This window comes from Streptomyces sp. NPDC050418, assembly GCF_044458745.1.
Taxonomy (GTDB): Bacteria; Actinomycetota; Actinomycetes; order Streptomycetales; family Streptomycetaceae; genus Streptomyces.
The window spans coordinates 410795-428707 of the sequence record NZ_JBITIG010000007.1 but is presented as its reverse complement, the minus strand read 5'-3'; the positions used below and the strand labels follow the sequence as shown (position 1 = coordinate 428707).

19 protein-coding genes are annotated in these 17913 nt (G+C 71.3%); 9 read left to right on the top strand and 10 right to left on the bottom strand.

Annotated elements, in window-relative coordinates; genetic code table 11:
* Window positions 1-40: 40 nt before the first annotated feature.
* A complete protein-coding gene (locus tag ACIBI4_RS19710) occupies window positions 41-1183 on the bottom strand; it encodes an LCP family protein (protein ID WP_399205193.1) in 1143 nt (380 codons plus the stop codon).
* A gap of 201 nt (window positions 1184-1384) precedes the next feature.
* Here ACIBI4_RS19710 and ACIBI4_RS19705 point away from each other — a divergent pair, with 201 nt between their 5' ends.
* Together ACIBI4_RS19705 and ACIBI4_RS19700 are read left to right on the top strand one after the other, a co-directional pair.
* Entirely contained in the window at window positions 1385-1810 is a 426-nt protein-coding gene (locus tag ACIBI4_RS19705; protein ID WP_399205192.1) for a DUF6299 family protein, read from the top strand.
* A 624-nt stretch (window positions 1811-2434) separates the two neighbouring features.
* The gene (locus ACIBI4_RS19700) at window positions 2435-3799 is read left to right on the top strand and encodes a glycosyl hydrolase (protein WP_399205191.1); all 1365 of its coding nucleotides are present in this window, start codon (window positions 2435-2437) and stop codon (window positions 3797-3799) included.
* Window positions 3800-3833: 34 nt separating this feature from the next.
* On the opposite strand, the gene ACIBI4_RS19695 is transcribed toward ACIBI4_RS19700, so the two are convergent.
* From ACIBI4_RS19695 to ACIBI4_RS19660, 8 genes are read right to left on the bottom strand one after another with little or no spacing between them, the layout of a single operon-like run.
* Window positions 3834-5003, bottom strand: a complete 1170-nt coding sequence (locus ACIBI4_RS19695; RefSeq protein WP_399205190.1) for a GNAT family N-acetyltransferase — start codon at window positions 5001-5003, stop codon at window positions 3834-3836.
* A 38-nt stretch (window positions 5004-5041) separates the two neighbouring features.
* A complete protein-coding gene (locus ACIBI4_RS19690; RefSeq protein WP_399205189.1) occupies window positions 5042-5704 on the bottom strand; it encodes a lipopolysaccharide biosynthesis protein in 663 nt (220 codons plus the stop codon).
* A 5-nt stretch (window positions 5705-5709) separates the two neighbouring features.
* Window positions 5710-6822, bottom strand: a complete 1113-nt coding sequence (locus tag ACIBI4_RS19685) for a glycosyltransferase (RefSeq protein WP_399205188.1) — start codon at window positions 6820-6822, stop codon at window positions 5710-5712.
* A complete protein-coding gene (locus ACIBI4_RS19680) occupies window positions 6819-7607 on the bottom strand; it encodes a polysaccharide deacetylase family protein (protein WP_399205187.1) in 789 nt (262 codons plus the stop codon). Before ACIBI4_RS19680 ends, ACIBI4_RS19685 begins: the two co-directional genes overlap by 4 nt.
* On the bottom strand, window positions 7597-9219 hold the full coding sequence (murJ, locus tag ACIBI4_RS19675) for a murein biosynthesis integral membrane protein MurJ (protein ID WP_399205186.1): 1623 nt from the start codon (window positions 9217-9219) through the stop codon (window positions 7597-7599). Before murJ ends, ACIBI4_RS19680 begins: the two co-directional genes overlap by 11 nt.
* Complete coding sequence (locus tag ACIBI4_RS19670) at window positions 9212-10618, bottom strand: O-antigen ligase family protein (RefSeq protein ID WP_399205185.1); 1407 nt, start codon at window positions 10616-10618, stop codon at window positions 9212-9214. The genes murJ and ACIBI4_RS19670 overlap by 8 nt, the downstream gene beginning before the upstream one ends.
* On the bottom strand, window positions 10618-12087 hold the full coding sequence (locus ACIBI4_RS19665; protein ID WP_399205184.1) for a sugar transferase: 1470 nt from the start codon (window positions 12085-12087) through the stop codon (window positions 10618-10620). Before ACIBI4_RS19665 ends, ACIBI4_RS19670 begins: the two co-directional genes overlap by 1 nt.
* The gene (locus ACIBI4_RS19660) at window positions 12084-13214 is read right to left on the bottom strand and encodes a glycosyltransferase (protein ID WP_399205183.1); all 1131 of its coding nucleotides are present in this window, start codon (window positions 13212-13214) and stop codon (window positions 12084-12086) included. Before ACIBI4_RS19660 ends, ACIBI4_RS19665 begins: the two co-directional genes overlap by 4 nt.
* Before the next feature lie 314 nt (window positions 13215-13528).
* On the opposite strand from ACIBI4_RS19660, the gene ACIBI4_RS19655 reads away from it, so the two are divergent.
* From ACIBI4_RS19655 to ACIBI4_RS19635, 5 genes are all read left to right on the top strand, one after another.
* Window positions 13529-13783 carry a chaplin gene (locus ACIBI4_RS19655; RefSeq protein WP_399205182.1) on the top strand — a complete coding sequence of 85 codons (255 nt, stop codon included), beginning with the start codon at window positions 13529-13531 and terminating at the stop codon, window positions 13781-13783.
* A gap of 160 nt (window positions 13784-13943) precedes the next feature.
* On the top strand, window positions 13944-14336 hold the full coding sequence (locus ACIBI4_RS19650; RefSeq protein WP_399205181.1) for a rodlin: 393 nt from the start codon (window positions 13944-13946) through the stop codon (window positions 14334-14336).
* A gap of 223 nt (window positions 14337-14559) precedes the next feature.
* Window positions 14560-14790, top strand: a complete 231-nt coding sequence (locus ACIBI4_RS19645; RefSeq protein WP_399205180.1) for a chaplin — start codon at window positions 14560-14562, stop codon at window positions 14788-14790.
* Between the two features lie 107 nt (window positions 14791-14897).
* The gene (locus ACIBI4_RS19640; RefSeq protein ID WP_399205179.1) at window positions 14898-15533 is read left to right on the top strand and encodes a chaplin; all 636 of its coding nucleotides are present in this window, start codon (window positions 14898-14900) and stop codon (window positions 15531-15533) included.
* 451 nt (window positions 15534-15984) lie between these two features.
* Complete coding sequence (locus ACIBI4_RS19635; RefSeq protein ID WP_399205308.1) at window positions 15985-16299, top strand: hypothetical protein; 315 nt, start codon at window positions 15985-15987, stop codon at window positions 16297-16299.
* A gap of 87 nt (window positions 16300-16386) precedes the next feature.
* On the opposite strand, the gene ACIBI4_RS19630 is transcribed toward ACIBI4_RS19635, so the two are convergent.
* Entirely contained in the window at window positions 16387-16626 is a 240-nt protein-coding gene (locus ACIBI4_RS19630; RefSeq protein ID WP_399205178.1) for a chaplin, read from the bottom strand.
* A gap of 211 nt (window positions 16627-16837) precedes the next feature.
* Between ACIBI4_RS19630 and ACIBI4_RS19625 the strand changes: the two genes are divergently transcribed.
* Both ACIBI4_RS19625 and ACIBI4_RS19620 read left to right on the top strand, forming a co-directional pair.
* Entirely contained in the window at window positions 16838-17221 is a 384-nt protein-coding gene (locus tag ACIBI4_RS19625; RefSeq protein ID WP_399205177.1) for a rodlin, read from the top strand.
* Window positions 17222-17381: 160 nt separating this feature from the next.
* Window positions 17382-17645: a hypothetical protein gene (locus ACIBI4_RS19620; RefSeq protein ID WP_399205176.1), complete on the top strand. Its 264-nt coding sequence runs from the start codon at window positions 17382-17384 to the stop codon at window positions 17643-17645.
* Window positions 17646-17913 lie beyond the last annotated feature (268 nt).

Sequence of the window (17913 nt, the reverse complement as noted above, 5' to 3'; positions counted from 1 at the left end):
GGGGACAGCCCGCACGGGAGAAACCGGCGGTTTCAGGGGGTCAGCAGGCGAGTTGGGAGGCCTTGACCGGCGCGAACGTCACGGGGCGGGGCCCCGGCGACTGGTTCCTGACCGGTTCACTCGTGCGGGCGCGCTCCAGCGGCACGTCGTCGGTGAACGTCCGGAACACGGCAGCGGCCTGTGCCTCGTCGACCGCGAGCGTGGAACCCACGCCGTCGATGAGCGGGTGGAAGCCCTGGATCGGCAGGGTGGCGAAGGTGAGATCCCGGAGCTTCAGATGCCGCAGGGATACGGCGAGGTCGAGGAGTTCACGGGTGCTCATCCGGCCCGTACCGGAGTCGGCGGGCGACAGCGCGGCCGCGACCTTCGCCAGCCTGCCGACGCTCGTCCAGTCCTTCGGCTTCATCAACTCGCCCAGGAGCGCCGTCACGAAGCGCTGCTGGCGCTGGATCCGGCCGAAGTCCGCGCGGTTGTCGACCTTGCGGGACCGTACGTACTGCAGCGCGGGGCCACCGGCCAGGCGGTGCGTGCCCGGGGAGAGGTTGATACCGGTCGCCGGGTCGTGCATCGGACGGTCGGTGCACACCGGGACGCCCTTCGCGGCGTCCACGGCCTTCATGAAGCGCGAGAAGTCCACGTCGAGGACGCCGTCCACGGGGACGCCGGTGCTCTGCTCGATCACCTGGACGGCGAGGGGTGTACCGCCTTCGGCGAAGCCCGAGTTGATCTTTCCGGGGTGGGCGGGGTGCTGCTCCCCGGTCCGCTGGTCCACATGGCCGTCCGGGAGCTGCGCGAGGGTGTCCCGGGGCAGGCTCACCGCGCTCACCCAGCGCCGGTTCGCCGCCACGTGGACGAGCATGATCGTGTCCGTGCAGTTGCAGGCCTCGCCGCCGAGCCGGTAGGCCTTCTTCTGCCGCGGGGTGATCGTGTCCCGGCCGTCGGTGCCCACGACGAGCAGGTTGAGAGGCTTCGCCGGGGCGGCGCGGTCGCCCGGCCCCGCGGGCGCGGCGGCCGCGGTCGCCGTCACCGACGTGGCGAGGACCGCCACGGCGGCGACGCGCGCCACGAGGCCGCGTACGGCCGAAGGGATCCGCCGTACGGCCGAAGGGGTCCGCCGAGCGGTCGGAGGGGTCCGCCGTCCGGCCGCGGGGCCGGACGCGTCGAGGTGTTCTTGCATCGCCATGTGCCTCTCGGGCCGGGAATCGGCTACCTCTGCCCTGCCCGCGCCGGCTCCGCGCGTCCCCGCCCCCGGCCGACAATCACCTGATCAGCGCTTCGGGATGAAACCTGGCGGCCCAGCGTCACCCGGTGCGCCCCTGCCGCGTTCCCCCGACGTTCCCCGACGCGCATCTCAGCGTCCACGCACCACAGGAGGGTCCGCAGCATGTACGCCAAGCTCGCCACCGCCGTCGCCGCTCTGGCCACGGTCCTGACGGCCCAGGCCGCCGCCGCCTCGGCTCCGTACGACCACGTCACGGTCGACGGCACGGCCGTCGTCGTCGACGAACGCACCGTCACCACGACCGGCTCGTACCGGTGTTACAGCACGACGCCCGAACCCGTGTGGATCACGTCGAGCGTGCGGCAGGGGCGGACCACCGTCTCCGGTGACGCGCAGACCGCCGTCTGCGACGGTCAGATCAGGACGTGGCGCGTGGAGACCCGCCACGACGATGTCATGCACCTCAGGCCGGGCCGGGCCACCGTGCAGAGCACGCTGATGCAGCTGCGTCAGGGCCAGGGCCTGATTCCGCTCATGCCGGCCTTCCTCGCGGCCGACGAGCGGGAGGTCGACGTGACCCGCTGGTGAAGCAGGGGGCGGCGTGCAGGAGGTTCAGCAGCCGTCGCCGAAGGGCGACGCCATGGACGCCCAGGTCGCGGCACATTCGTCCGCGGGGTACCTGGACTGAGTGGCGGCATGGCCGGCCGAGCCCATCAGCAGGACCGACAGAAAAGCCGCCGCCATCACGACAAGCGCACGCATCTCGACTCCCGGAGAGCTTTTGCGAAGGGGGCATCCCGGGCCTGTGCCCGGGGCAGAAATGGAAGGCCCGCGCACCGGATGCGCGGGCCTTCGCGCACGGGGAAAACACGGGAAAACACCTACTGCATTCGGCGATATTTTCGAGGCCCTCTGCACCAATGGACTACCGCAGGATGCTCCTATTAGCAAACCGTAGGACGGTCTCTTACTGAGAGTGATGTCTTGATTTGACGGATCAGTGGAGGAACCGTGCCCTCTCGCCACCTGACGAAGCGGACGTGCCTGGCGACCGTGACCGCAGGCCTGCTGACCACTTCGGCCATGCTCTGCGCACCGACCACCCAGGCGGACGATTCCTCGCCAAGAGCCCGCCGGGGTGAACCGGCGCCACCGGCTTCCTCGGTCGCACTCGGTGCCTATCTGGATTACGGGCCCCAGGGGATCGAGCGGATGGAGAAACTCTCCCAGTGGCTCGGGGGATCGTCCATTCGCGTAGGGCATACGTATTTGCCAGGGGATGTGTGGTCCAACATCGAAGGCAGACCGGGGTTCCTGCGGTCCTGGGCGCGCTGGAAGCGCGGCAGTCCCGAGCGGATGTTCGTCCTCAACGTCCCCATGCTGGAGCGCAACGAGGACCATGTCCCGGACGGCGAGGTGCGCACGATGCTGCGCGCCGGTGCCCGGGGTGATTTCGACCAGCATTTCAGCAAGCTGGCCCGCCGGCTCGTCCATCTCGGAGTCCCCGACACGGTCATTGTGCTGGGCTGGGAGATGAACGGCATCACGTACACCCATCGCTGCGGTCCCGATCCCGAGGCGTGGAAGGCGTACTGGAAGCGGATCGTGGCGGCGATGCGCGCGGTGCCGGGCCAGAAATTCAAATTCGACTTCGCGCCCAACCGCGGGCCCGACGCGGTGCCTTGGACGAAGTGCTATCCGGGTGACGCCGTCGTCGACATCATCGGCATGGACGCGTACGACCAGCCGCCGGGTGATTCCTTCCAGGAGCAGGTGTCCGGGCCGTACGGACTGCAGGACCAGGTCGATTTCGCCAAGGCGCACAACAAGGCGATCTCCTACCCCGAGTGGGGCCTGTTCCGTAATGGCGACAATCCCGAGTACATGAGAGGGATGCTCGACTGGTTCGCGCGGCACAAGCCGCTGTACCAGACCATCACGGATTACTGCCCGCACGGCGTCTGGCAGTGCGACGACAATCCGGAATCGTCGAAGCTGTTCCGCTCCAAGCTCTTCGGTCAGAAGCTGCCGGAGCCCGTGAAGCCCACGGTGCCGAAGCCGGTCGAACCGACGCTTCCGGAGCCCGTGGAGCCGACGATGCCGGAGCCCGTCGAGCCGACGATGCCGGAGCCGGTGGAGCCGACGGAGCCTGCGCCCACCGAGACCGTGTCGCCCAAGCCGACGGAGACGGTGACACCGAAGCCGAAGCCGACCGAGACGGTGACACCGAAGCCGACCGAGACGGCGACCCCCACCCCCACCCCGACGCCGACCCCGACCCCCACCCCGAACGTGTCCAAGCCGGTTCCGTCCGTGAAGCCGGAGCCGTCCGTCACGCCCAAGCCGTCGACCAAGCCCGAGCCGACCGAACCGCCCGAGCCGACCACGCCGCCCGAGCCGTTGGAGAACAACGACGACGAATGGTGTCTGCCCTTCGACTTCAGCGACTGGATGAACCAGTGGGTCGAGGACAAGAAGGTCTGCGTCGAGCGCGAGAAGACCGACTGGAAGTGGGACATGGACCTGAAGATGCCCACCATGCCCACCATGCCGAAGATGCCGGACTGGCCGTTCTGAGCCGGTGATCCGGGTGTGACGAGTGGGCCGGCCGTCAGCGCGGCCGGCCCACTCGCAGGGCACCGAGACGCTTCCGCCAGAGCGTCACCAGAGGCGCGTGCCGCCGCCCGCGCGCCGCGAGCTCCTTGCGGAGCCGGATCAGCGCGGCGTGCAGCCGCCACGGCAGCGCGGCACCCGAACCGGCGAGCACAAGGCGCTGGTTGACGATTTCCTCCGGCTTCCAGTGCTGCTTGTACGGCTCGTTGCCGCGCAGCAGGCTGATGACCGTGCGTCCGCCCGCCGCCGCGCCGGACGCCTCCTCGCGCAGCAGCAGCGTCGCCACGTCGAGCTTGCGTTCACGCAGCTCGGGTTCGGCGCCGTACAGGTAGCCGCCGGAGAGTTCGCCCGACTGCAGGGTCACGTTGGCCGCGACCGTACGGCCGTCGAGCGAATAGAGGGTCAGGGAGGCGTTGTCCGTCGCCACCATGCCCTGCACCGCGTTGCCCAGATGCTCGGCGAAGCGGTGCGTGAGGTGTTCCGGGGTGACGCCGCGCCCTTCCCACTGCCGCAGATGGAGTTCGATGAGGGTCGTGACGGCCTGCGGGATCTCGGCCGCCTCCGTGACCGGATGGACCTGGACCCCGGCGGCCTCCCACTTGCGCAGCTTGGACCGCGCGCGCTGCGCCCGGCTCGACGCGAGCCGGCTCACCAGGCCGTCCATGTCCTTCGCCGGGAGTTCGAGGCAGACGGAGTCGTCCGTGCGGTGCCGCGCTCCGGGCCACCGGTCGAACACCCGCTGCGCCACGCCGTCCGGGCGGACCTCGCGCAGATCGATGACGCGGCCGGGCGAGCGGCGGTGCAGGGCCTTCGTGAGCACCGGCAGGACCTCGGCGGCGTACTCGTCGGCCACCAGGACATCGTTGAAGTCGGAGATCGCACCGCCCCAGCCGACGAGGACGGGCCACGGCCGGTACGTCAGCATCAGCGGTACGGCGCCGAGGAGTTCGCCCCCGTCCAGGACGAGCAGGATCCGCAGGCGGCCCTCCTTGCCGTAACCGCGCCACCAAGAGCGCAGCCACGCGTGCGTCTGGAACGGCGTGGCCGCGCCGCACCGCCGGTGCAGCCGGTCCCAGTCGCTCTCCAGGGCGAGGAACTTCTCGAAGTCCCGGCAGATCTCCACGGTCAGGGACGCCGGTACGTCGGCGGGCCCGTTGATCGGATCCATCTGCGTCACTCCTTGCCGGTAGGGCCGAAGGCCGTACGTCAGACGGGCTGGGTTTCCTTGGCGGCGGACGACTCGTGCGCGGGCGCGGGCACCGCGGCACCTTCCGCCTCCCGCCCCTTGCGCGGCCGGGCCAGCAGGATCACGGAGCCGACCAGGACCCCGCCCGAGAGGCCCACCCCCGCGCCGAGCGGCAGCGAGGGCGAGACCGGTGCCGGTGACTTCACGGCGCGCGAGAACAGGACCAGGCTCACGTTCGTGCTGGTCTGCTGCTTGTTGGCCTTGAGGGCGAGGGAGTCCGCGACGGCGTTCGCGATGTCGGCGGCGCCCGCGGGCTTCGCGGAGGTGCCGGTCACCGCGAGCATGGGGGAGTCGGGCGAGGTCTCCACCTGTACCCGGCTCGCCAGCTGCCGCGCCGGAACACCCGCGGTGGCCTGTGCGTACGCCAGCGTGCTGGTGCTCGTCGCAAGCCGTCCGTAGGCCTGGGCGAAGCCCATGGCCACCTGCGGGTCGGTGCCCTTGGCGGGCACCGCGATCAGATACGTGGTCGACGCGTACTGGGGCTCGGCGAGCACCCCGTAAGCGGCTCCGGCCGCGAGCCCGAGCGCCGCGCACGCGGGCAGCGGCCACCAGCGCGGCAGCGGGCGGCGGGTGCGCCGGGGCAGGGAGAGTTTCACGGCGGAGGGAAGCGTGTGGGATCCCACGGAAGTCAGCTCCTGACGGATGTGCGGAGGGTCTGCTCGTACAGGTTCATGAGAAGAGCGGCGCTGCGGGCGATGTCGTAGTGCGCGACGGCACCGGGCGGTGCGATCCGCCGCGCGCCCGCGTCCCGGCGCCGCGCGAGTTCCCGCGCGAGCTCCCCGGGGCGGCCGCTGACAGCCTGCGAGCCCACGGTGAACGAGGCCGGCAGGTCCTCCAGGGCCGGGCACGTGGTGTGCAGGACGGGCAGCCCGGCCGCGAGGGCTTCGAGGACGGCCAGACCGAAGGCCTCCTCCTGGGAGGTGGAGACGAAGACATCCATCGCCGCGAGCAGATCGGCGAGGCTCAGGTCCGTACGGGCGTCGGTGAACTCGCCGGGCAGGTGGACGCGTTCGGCGCAGCCGAGGCCCGCCGCGAGCTCCAGGAGCCGTTGCCGCTCGGGTCCGTCGCCGACGAGCAGGACGTGGACGTCGTCGGCCTGCGCCGCCGCCTGGAGCAGCAGGTCGAAGCGCTTGCCGGGGACGAGCCGGCCGACCGCCCCCGCCACGTACGTGCCCTCGGCGATCCCCAGGCTCGCCCGCGCGCGCAGGCGCCGCTCCGCGGAGTAGCGGAAGTGCCGTGCGTCGATGCCGTTGGGGACGACATGGATGCGCTGGGCCGGGACACCCCAGTGCTCCAGCCGGTCGGCGACCGTGTTCGAGACCGCGACGGTGGCCTCGCCCATCCGTTCCGTCATCAGATACAGGCCCCGGTTGCCGCGGTTCAGCGGCCGCCCCTCCAACTGGTGCTGTCCCAGCGAGTGTTCGGTGGCGACGGAGGGCACGCGGGCGAGGCGTGCCGCGAGCCGCCCGTAGACGCACGCGCGGTACAGATGTGTGTGCACCAGGTCGTAGCCGCCCGCGGCGATGAGCCGGGTGAGCCGGGGCAGCGCCCGCAGGTCCCGGTTGCCGCCCATCCCCAGGTGGGTGACGTGGACGCCGTCGCGGCGCAGCTGCTGCGCGACCGGCCCGGGGTTGGTCAGCGTGACGACGTCGTTGCGGAAGGGGAGCTGCCGCAGCAGCAGCCGGAGTTGCTGCTCGGCTCCGCCGATGCCGAGGCCGGTGATGACATGCAGTGCTTTCACGGGCGGCCGCCTCTGTCGGATCCGGGCGGGAGCTGCCACGCGCCGGCGCAGCGCGACGTTCCCTGGAGCCGGTGCTTGAGCCGCAGCCGCCAGGAGCGGTCCGCCTGGCTGATGTGGATGCGCGGCAGGGCGAAGATGCCGTGCTCGGGCTGCGGTGCGATCGCGCAGGCGTAGGAGTAGCCGGCGGCGCGCACCGCCTCGACGACACGCGCGTTCAGTTCGCCGTACGGATAGCAGAAGCCGGGCGGTACACAGTCGGTGATGTGGCTCAGGACCGTACGGCTCTCGACGACTTCGCGGTGCAGCTCGGAGGGCGCGAGCTGGGTCAGCCGCGTGTGCCGCAGCCCGTGCGAGCCGACCTCCATCCCGGCGGCCGCGATCCTGCGGATCCCGCCGAGGGACAGCAGCCGTTTGCGCGGCCCCAGCGGATCCCAGCCGTTGACCCCGTCGAGCCGCCCGGCGAGCACGAACACGGTCGCCGTGAACCCGTAGCGCTGCAGCAGCGGCAGGGCGTGGTCGAGGAAGTCCGCGTAGCCGTCGTCGAAGGTCAGCCCGACCAGTCCGGCGCCGCGGCCGGTGGTGCGGGCGCGCAGCAGATCGGACATGCCGACCCCCTTGAGCCCGCGCTCCCGCAGCCAGCGCAGCTGGTGGTCGAGCCGCTCGGGCTCGACGGTGATGCCGTACGGGTCGTCGTCGGCACTCGCGACGGAGTGGTACATCCAGATCGACGTACGGTGCTCCACGGCGGGCACCTGGGCGCGGGGCGCTCTCGTGTCAGCGGGCATGACCGACCTTTCGCTGGAGCAGCTCGAGTACGTCACCGACCTCCGGGGCGCGCAGCGCAAGCGCCGACGCGGCGAACAGCACCGGCACCAGCACACAGCCGAGCCCCAGGCTGAGCAGGGCGTTGGGAACCTGCGGCCCCAGCCACCAGCCCGCGGCCGCGGTCACCGCGCAGGCGGCGATCAGCCGGGACAGCGTGAGCAGGACGGGTCCCACGGGGATCGCGGCCACGCGTGAGCCGAGGCCGCGCAGCAGCAGCACCCCGGCGAGGGTGATGCCGGTCGCGTTGGCCGCGGCGATCCCGTACGCCCCCCAGCGCTCCACGCTGAGCGCCCCGAGCACGGTGCTCGTGACGAGACCGGCGGCCATGGCGGCCAGCGGGTACCAGGTGGGCCGGCTCGCGGAGAAGTACGGCCGGCACAGCGCCCCGACCAGGCACTGGCCGAGCAGCCCGAGGGCGTAGACCCGCATGACCTGGGCCGTGGCGGCAGTGTCCGTCGCGTCGAAGGCGCCGCGCTGGAACAGCACTTCGATGATCTGCGGCGCGTAGCCGACGACGAGCGCGGTGCCCGTGAGCACCACGAGCGCGGCCGCGGCCAGGTCGCGGCGGACGCGTTCCCTGACGATGTGCGCGTTCCCGTCGGCCATGGCCTGGGCCACCACGGGGAAGGTCACGGTGCAGATCATCAGGGACAGCACCATCGGCATCTGCGCGACCTTCTGCGCGTAGTTGAGATGCGAGATCGCCCCGGCCGGAAGCCCGGCCGCGAGGAACCGCTCGACCACGACCTGCAGTTGGCGGCTCACCGTGAACAGGACCACGGGCGCCAGGACCGCCAGGCTGACCAGCGCGGGGCGGGCCGTGTCCATCCGGTCGGTGCGCCGCAGCGGGGCGCCCTGCGCGCGCGAGCGCAGGAACGACGGCAGCTGCACGAGCACCATCAGGACGCTGCCGAGACCCACGCCGACCGCCGCGGCCTGGATCCCCCAGATCCCGTGCAGCAGCAGGACGCTGCCGATGATGCCGACGTTGTACGCGACGTAGATCGTCGCGGGGGAGAGGAAGCGCCGGTGCGCGCGCAGCGCGGCGCTGAAGTACCCGGCCACCCCGAACGTCAGGAGCGTGACCGCGGTCAACCGCGTGCAGGCGACCGCCACATCGGGCCGCTGCAGGCCCGGCGCCAGCAGCTCCACCAGGACGGGGGCGCCGACGAGCAGCAGGATGGTGACGCACGCGAGGAAGACGAGCAGCCGCGGCAACGTGGCGGCGATCAGGGCCCGTACGGGGTCGGGGCCCGTCGTGTGCGCCTGCCGTCGGGCCAGGGCGTGGCTGAACGCCGGTACGAGGAGCAGGGCCATGCCGTCCTCGATGAGAAGCGTCGAGGCCATCTCCGGCACGGTCCAGGCGACGAGGAACGCGTCGCTCTCCGCGCCCGCCCCGAAGAGATGCGCGATCGACTGGTCCCGTACGAGACCGAGAACCGCCCCGGCCAGGGAGAGCACCGCGGTCACGGCGGCCGCCCGCGCCAGGAACCGGCCCAGCCGCTCGGGGCCGGGCGCCGGTCCGGTCCTCGGTGCCGTGACCGGTGGGTCGCTGCGCAGGGTCCTACTCATACGCGGCCGTGTTCTGCCGTCCGAGAGTGCGGACGCGCCCCGTCCCGTACAAGACCGTGCCCGGCCGCTCCGCACAGGCCCACCACACGGCCAGCCCGAAGACGATGCCGACCAGGGCGGTCGCGGGACCGCCGATGTCGGCGTAGACGAAGTCCACGAGCTGCCACGCCAGGAGACCCACGGCCACCAGGCCCACGCCCAGTTCTCCGGTACGGAGCCGGGCGCGCACCGCCGCGCGCAGGCCCAGGACCAGCACGGCAAGCCAGCTGCCGGCCAGACCGACCATGCCCACCAGGCCCTGCTCGCCCAGGACCAGCAGGTACATGCTGTGCGGGGACAGAAGCGGCTGGCGGTGGAAGTCCTGTCCGGCGCCCCCCGTGTCGCTGCCCGAGGAGAGCGCGAGACCCGCGTGACCGTCCCGGTGCTGCGGAAAGCCCTTGAGCCCCACACCGGTCACGGGCCGCTCGCGCCACATGTCCGCCGCCGCGGCCCACATCGTGTACCGGTCGGTGACGGACTGGTCGGGGCTGTCCGTGACCTGGGTGATGCTGGTCAGCCGCTGGTCGAGCATCGCCGAGCCGACCCCGAACCCCCCGACCAGGACCACCACGAACGCGACCGTGACGGCCGTCATCTGCAGGAGGCGGCGCCGGCCGAGGAACGCGGCGAGTCCGGCGGCCACGAGCACGGTCGCGATCCAGGCGCCACGGCTGAACGACAGCACCAGCGGCACGCACAGCGCCGCACAGGTGACGACGAGCGCGGGCTGCTGCCAGCCGGGCCGCCGCACGCCCGTCGCGGAGCCGACCGCCAGCCCGAGCGCGGTCACAAGCCCGAGCGCGACCACGGTCGCCATGCCCATCACGTCGGTCGCGCCGAAGGTCCCCACCGCGCGGATGTCCTGCCCGGCGTACGAGGCGCCGGTCCCGGTCACGAACTGGTGCAGCCCCACGGCGCCTTCGAGCACCGCGAGCAGCACCAGACCCGACGCCACCCAGCGGAAGTCCGCGGCGTCGCGCACCAGCAGCACCACCGCGGCCGGTACGAGGACGAAGATCTGCAGATACCGCACGAGCCCGGGCAGCGCGGCCGCGGGATCCACGGCGGTCACGGTCGCCACGGTCAGCGCCACCGTGGGCGCGGCCAGCACCCACGCGGCGGTGGCGGGCAGCGGGCGCACCCGGCCGCGCGCGATCTGGACGGCGCAGAAGGCCACGAGCAGCGCGCTGGCCGCGTCGGCCGGGGTGATGTTCCGGGCGGTCACGTCCCCGCCCCCGTACGGGAGGGCGAGGAGCGCCACGGGCAGCGTCAGCAGGAACAGCCCGGCCAACTGGTCGGGCTCCCTGCGTGTGCGGTGCGCGGCGACCCGGATCAGGTCCACCGCGAGGGGCGTGGCCATCAGCCCCCTCCCGGACGCAGCAGGGAGGCGACGGTCCGCAGCATCACGCACACGTCCTGCCACAACGACCAGGTGGTGATGTAGCGGTTGTCGAACCGGGCGCGGTCCGGGATGGACGTGTCGCCGCGCAGCCCGTGCACCTGCGCGAGCCCGGTGATGCCGACGGGCATACGGTGCCGCGCCGCGTAGCCGGGGTACTTCTCCGTGAACTGCTCGACGAAGAAGGGCCGTTCGGGCCGCGGCCCCACCAGGCTCATGTCGCCGCGCAGGACGTTCCACAGCTGCGGGAGCTCGTCCAGGGAGCTGCGGCGCAGGAAGTCACCGACCCGGCTCAGCCGTACGTCCCCCGCGACGTTCCACCGGGTGTCCGACTCGGCCTTGTCCGTGGGCTTCAGCGAACGGAACTTGAGCACCGTGAAGGGCCGCCCGTCCCGCCCGATGCGCTCCTGACGGAACAGCACACCCGGCCCGTCGGCCCACCGTACGGCCAGGGCGCAGGCGGCCAGGACGGGCGAGAGGACGACGAGGGCGGTCCCGGACAACACGATGTCGACGAGCCGCTTGACCACCAGACCCGGCGAGCGGACCGGCTCCCTCTTCGTGGCGTGCGCGGGATAGCCGTACACGTGGTCACGGCAGGTGGGCGCGGTGAGCCAGTGGTACTCGTCCACCGCGAAGTCGACCACCCAGACCTGCAGATGGTGGCGGCGCAGCACGTCGAGCACCTCGGGCGCGGCGGTGGCGGGGGACCCGGACACGCGTGTGATGACGGCGTGCTGCACCCCGTTCTGGATCAGGGCACGCGCTACGTCCTCGGCGTCCCGCAGCACCGGAAGCGCGGGCGCCCTGCCCTCGGCGGCGGGCGGCGGGATCAGATTGCTGGTGACCAGACCGACCGGCAGGAGCCCGAGCGCGGGCTGCTGCTGCAACAGGCTCACCAGGTGGTACGCGTCGGCGCCCCGCCCGATGACCAGCGCGCGCCGCGGCTGCCGGGCCGCCCGCGCCCGCCACCCCTGGTAGACGGCGGCCCGCAGGAGCCCGAGCGCCACGACCTGCACGGCCATCGCCAGGGCCAGCACCTGCCAGGCCAGGGCGCGTTGCGGGTCCCAGGTGGCGAGCAGCGCCGCGAGCGCGCACCACAGCACCAGCGTCGACTCGGCCAGCGCCGGCACGTCCGACAGCGCGGAGTAGCTCAACCGGGTCCGGTACGCGCCGCGGTGGGCGTGCATCACGGCCTGCCCCAGCGCCAGGGGCGCCACCGCGTACACGAGCGAGGCCTCGACGCCGTACAGGCCCCAGGCGACGGCCGCGACGGCGAGGGCGTCGGCGGCGACGAGAGCGGCGGCCAGACCGTTCCACCGTCCGGGCGGTGCCAGGGGCGGGCGGCGGTCCGCGAGCCGGTCGCGGGGAGCGGGACCGGAGACGGTCCCCACTCCGCTGCCGTCGGCGGAGGCTTCGTCGGTACTCATGCGCTCATACGCTCCCGGGCTAGCAGGTCCGTGGGGGAAGCCACGCGCTCGTACAACGCCATCACCGCGGCGGCGGACCGCCGCACGTCGAACTCCTGGTGCGCATGCGCGTACGCCTCCCCCGCGGCACGCCGACGCAGCGAGGAATCGGTCAGCATGCGGCTCACGGCCGCGGCGAGGGCCCCGGGATCCTGCGGCGGCACGAGCGCGCAGCCGGCCTGCCCGGGCGGCAGGCTCTCCCGTGCCCCGGCCACGTCGGTGACGACGACGGGCGCGCCCACGGCCATGGCCTCCAGCGGCGCCAGCGCCATGCCCTCCCAACGCGAGGGCAGCACCACCAGATCGGCCCGCCGCAGCCACGGCACGACATCGCAGACCTCGCCGGCGAACTCCACCCCGGCGGGCGCCGTCTGCTCCAGAGCGCCGCGCAGCGGGCCGTCGCCCACGAGGGTCAGCCGGGCGTCGGGTGCCTGCGCGAGGATCCGCGGCCACGCCTCCAGGAGGACGTCCTGCCCCTTCTGCCGGCAGAGCCGCCCCACGCACACCACGTGAAGGCCGGCCTCAACCGGCTGCTGACCAGGGGCTCCTGGGCCGAAGCGGCCGAGATCGATGCCGTTGGGGATGACCTCCCAGTCCGCCGAGATCCCCGCCGCCTCGCCTAGCGCGCGCTCGGCCGCGCTGACGCACACGATGCGGTCCGTCCAGCGCGTGGCAAAGCGCTCCCACCGCCGCGTCGCCCGCCCCACCAGGCCGTCCACGGCGAGGAATGACCACGCGTGCGGCTGATACAGCGTGGGGATCCGGCCGCGTACGGCCAGCCGCGCCGCAAGTCCCGCCTTCGCGCTGTGCGCGTGCACGACGTCCGGCGCGCAGTCCCTCACCAGGCGTGCCACCGCGCGCACTTCCCCGGCGACGGCGGGTCCGGGCGAGCGCGTCGCCCGCCAGGGGAGTACCCGCGCACCCGAGGCCCGCATCTCCTCGGCCGCCGCCAGCCCGGGATGGCACGCGACGATCACCCGGACCCCGGCCCGCGCCTGCGCGCGCACCAGGTCGGCCACCACCCGCGGCACACCCCCGCCGTCAGGCTGAAGAATATGAAAAGCCGTAAAACTGCGTTCTGTTGTCACTGCGCGTGCGGCTTTCTCTGAGCAGGGCCGACGAGGGTTGGGGAATTGTCTGCCAGTTCTGGAAACAGCCGGCTCGAGCTCGGATGACGGGCGTAGGCGGGAGAGTTTAATCGCGGTTTCCCCTCCTGCGGTGACCAACTCCATTGTGTTGGCGGAATGGGCGTATACACCGTGCCGCACGGATACGGAAGTCGGGCGTAATTGTGATGCCTGTCGGGATGTCGCATCACCATGCGGATGCGGCGTGGCGAACATGGCTTGCGTTCAGGCGGCCGCCCGCCGGCCGCCGAGATCGCTCAACGATGGGAATGCACATGAAGTTCGTCATGAAGGCCGGTGTGATGGCCGCCGCGGGCGCGCTGCTCCTTCTCGGCGGTGCCGGTGCGGCGGTCGCCGACGACGGCGCGCCGGACGCCGCGGCCTCCGGGTACGTCCACAACTCCCCCGGCGTCCTCAGCGGCAACCTGATCCAGGTGCCGATCCACGTGCCGGTCAACGTCTGCGGCAACAGCCTCAACGTCCTCGCCGCGCTGAACCCGACCGGCGGCAACACCTGCGTCAACGAGTAGGAACGACACACCCCCTGGGTACCGGCCGGACAGGCCGGATTCCCGGCCTGTCCGGCCGTCTCAACTGCGGCAATCGGGTGAACCCCAGGAACCGGAACCGGACTTGGGCAGTTGTTCAGGCTGTTGCACCATCGGGCAAAAACCCAGAAAAGGGATTCAAGTGATCAAGAAGATTCTGGCCACTGCTGCCGTCACGGCGTCCGTCCTCGGTACCGGCGCCGCCATGGCTCCGGCTGCCTTCGCCGACGGTGGCGACAACACGATCTCGGAGAGCGGCAACAACGCCTCGCAGAGCTACGGCAACTCGATGACGCACGGCGACATGAGCCCGCAGATGGCCCTCGTCCAGGGCTCGCTCAACAAGCCCTGTGTCGCCCTGCCGGCCAAGGCCAACGTCGGCTCCCTCATCGGCGTCGTCCCGGTCTCGGTCCAGGACATCCCGGTTCTGTCGAACCCGCAGAACCAGCAGTGCACCGAGAACTCGACGCAGGCCAAGGGCGACGAGCCGCTCTCGAACCTGCTCCAGGACCTCTCCGTTCTCTCGGCCAACTGAGAACGGAAATCCTCGGCCTGCCCGGGCGCCGTCATTCGGACGTGCCCGGGCAGAGGCATGTCCCGGCGAAATCGAAGCATTGGTGCATTCGGGTGAGTTGGGTTTGGCAGACGTAGTTTTAGGTTTCCTGCGACTGGAGTCCTCGTTATCCCAGTGCAGTGATGATCCTCTGCGGCCGTACGCGAACGTCGCGTGCGTAGCGCAGCGCTGCGGGAAGGTAGAAATGAACAAGAAGGTTCTGACCCTCGTTGCGGGCTCGATGATCGCCCTCGGCTCCGCGGGTACCGCCATGGCCGACGCCGGCGCCCAGGGTGCTGCGACGGACTCCCCCGGTGTCCTCTCCGGCAACGTCGTTCAGGTGCCGGTGCACGTCCCGGTGAACGTCTGCGGCAACACGGTGAACGTCATCGGCCTGCTCAACCCGGCCTTCGGCAACACCTGCGTCAACAACTGACTTCCGGCTCAAGCCAGTCAGATGTGAGAGGGCCCCACGCGATCTCGCGTCGGGGCCCTCGCCCCTTAATGGCCGTCGGCCGATCAAGACGAAGGCGATCTGAACACATGCAGACCTATGTACGCCGCGGCGCCATCTCGCTCGCGGTCGCAGTCTCCAGCCTGGGCTTCGCGAGCGCCGCCGTCGCCGCGGACCAGCCGGCGCCCGGCACCGGGCAGTCGGCGCCGGACAGTGGCGCCGACACGCTCGCCGGCCCGTCCGTGCAGGACGAGGCCCCGCAGGACGCGGCGCCCCAGGACGAGGCTCAGCAGGACACGGCCGCGCAGGAGACGGCCCCGCAGGACGGTGCGCAGGAGAGCGCGACGGGCAGCCACAGCGAGGCCGAGACGCACGGCTCGCCGGGCCTGCTCTCCGGCAACCAGGTACAGGCCCCGGTCTCCGTGCCGGTCAACGCGTGCGGGAACTCCGTCAACGTCGTCGGCGTGGGCAACGCGGCGAGCGGCAACTCCTGTGCGTCCGGCGTCGAGGAGACGCCCGCTCCGGTTCCCTCGGAGCCCACCCCGTCGAGCAACCCCGCCGTTCCGCCGGCCCCGGCCCCGGAGCTGCCCGAGGAGCCGGCGAACCACCCGGCGCCGCAGCTCGCGGAGACGGGATCCGCGTCGACCGCGGCGCTCGCCGGCGGCGGTGCCGCGCTGCTCCTCGGGGGGATGGTCCTGTACCGGCGCTCCCGTACGGACGGCTGATCACCGGGTGCGGTGAGCGCACGTCGCGGAGACAACATTGAGGGTGGGAGCCGGCCGGCTCCCACCCTCAACAGCGTTTGGTGCCCCGCGACGGAGGAAACGGGTGGCTCGACGACGCGACGCGTCGGCAGCTGGGAGCCGGCACCTGCTCAAGAACGCCCTGGCAATTCAAGCACCCGCCCGGTGCGCGGGGGCACGGCGTCACCCGTTTGCCTTTTCCAAACATTCTTACGCACCGGAGCCCTCCGGGGCCGGTTATTACGGGGACATATGAATAGTCCGACCGCGCCCGTCGTTCGGGTGGCATCGAGAAAGCCTGCCTGAACTGGGTTTCTCGCTCGGAGGGCGATCGTTAAGCAACTCGAAGACGGTAATTCGCCCGATGTCAATCACCGTGGCGAACAAATTGCCGTCCAGAGGACACCCCGAGAGAGGAATCGCAGTGAAGTACATGAAGGCCGCCGCCGCTGTCGCCGGAACCATGATGGCCATGGGTGCTGCCACCCCGGCCCTGGCCGCCGATCACATCGGTGAGTTGCCTCCGATGAGCCTCAACGGTGCGGTGAGCGACGCGCTGTCCGGCGGCGCCGTGGACACCGACCCGCTGCAGGCCACCCAGGGTGTCTCGAAGGACGGCAGCGTGCTGAAGCCGGTCACCGACGCCACGGGCGCGCTGCAGCAGGTGCAGGACGCGCCGCAGACCGTGGTCGGCTCCGCCTCCCAGGCCGCCCCGCTGCTGGGCGGGCTGCAGACCGGCAGCCTCTGAGCGCGGCTCCACCACGCAAATGCACGGCGGCACCAGGGGTGACCTGGTGCCGCCGTGCATTTTTGACCGCAGCCCCGGAGGGAAGCGTCAGTTGTTGACGGCCTGGTTGCCGAACGCCGGGTTCAGCGCGGCGATGCCGTTCACGGTGTTGCCGGACACGTTGACCGGGACGTGGATCGGGGCCTGCAGCACGTTGCCGGAGCCGACACCGGGCGAACCGTGGGCGGCGCCCTCGGCGCCCGCGTCGGCGAACGCGCTGCCGGCACCGGCACCGGCGGCGAGGCCCGCGACGGCGATGACCAGAGCGGCCTTCTTGGAAGTCTTCATGGGGTGCACCTTTTTTCAGAGTTCCGGGGTCCCGAACGCGGACCCCTGTGTATCGGAACGTCTTTGCGGAGGGGATGACACGGCCCCACGGTGCAATAGCCCTGTTCGGAGCAGTTGCTCTGTTCGCGTGAACGTGGATAACCAAACCTGTCGGCCTGAGTTGTACCTGTCGCACCGATACCGGTCATTCGTGCGACATAAGGACGAGGAAATGTTCAAGAAGGCTATGGCCACCGCTGCTGTCACTCTGACCGTCGCCGGTTTCGGCGCCGGCCAGGCGTTCGCCGACGGTGACAACACCGCGTCGCAGAGCGGCAACGGCGCCACGCAGTCGTTCGGCAACTCCGAGACCAAGGGCGACATGAGCCCGCAGCTCGGCGTGGTCCAGGGCTCGCTGAACAAGCCCTGCATCGGCCTCCCGGTCAAGGGCAACGTCGGCTCCCTCGCCGGCATCGTGCCGGTCGCCGTCCAGGACATCCCCGTCCTGTCGAACCCGCAGAACCAGCAGTGCACCGAGAACTCGACGCAGGCCAAGGGCGACGAGCCGCTCTCGAACCTGCTCCAGGACCTCTCGGTTCTCTCGGCCAACCACTGACCGCTCGTCGCGGCACTGCGGCTCGGCCCCCGGGAGCAACCCCGGGGGCCGAGCCGCGTTCCGGTACCCCTGTGCGGCCCGGCGGGGCGGGCTGCGGCCCTTCGGGTGACGGGCCGGCCGCTCTCGTGTCCGCGCCCTCGCGGGCTGCGTTATACCCGGCATGATCAACGCAAAGCGCATGTTCTCCGCCGCTGTCCTCGCCGTCGGCGTCACCGGTCTCACGGCCTCCGCGGCCGCCGCCGCTCCGGTGGACGGTCCCGCCGCCCTCTCGGTCAACGACACGCTCGACACCGTGGCGACGAGCTCGGTTCCGGAGGAGCACCGCGACGAGGTCCCCGCCGTCTCGGACCAGCTCGGCAAGCTCAACGAGCTGCGTCAGCTGACCGACCAGGCGCAGCCGGTCACCAACCTCCTGATGTCCTGACGCCGTCAGCCCGACGCCGCCACCCGCGGCTTCCCGCCCCGCCCCGCTCTCGCGCTCGCGCCGAGGGTGGGGCGCGGTGCGTCAGGGCCATTCGCGTGACGCGTCACCCCAAGGCCGTTCCGCGTGGGGAATGCCTCCTGTGGGGCGTGTGTTGGGCGTGCTCGTCCCAAGTTGCCTGCGTTCAGGAGAAATTGCGGAGGATGGCACACCCGTCGCCATCATCTGGTGAAGGCGCGCGGTAGCGCCGTAAAACTTCATCCGGTTGCAG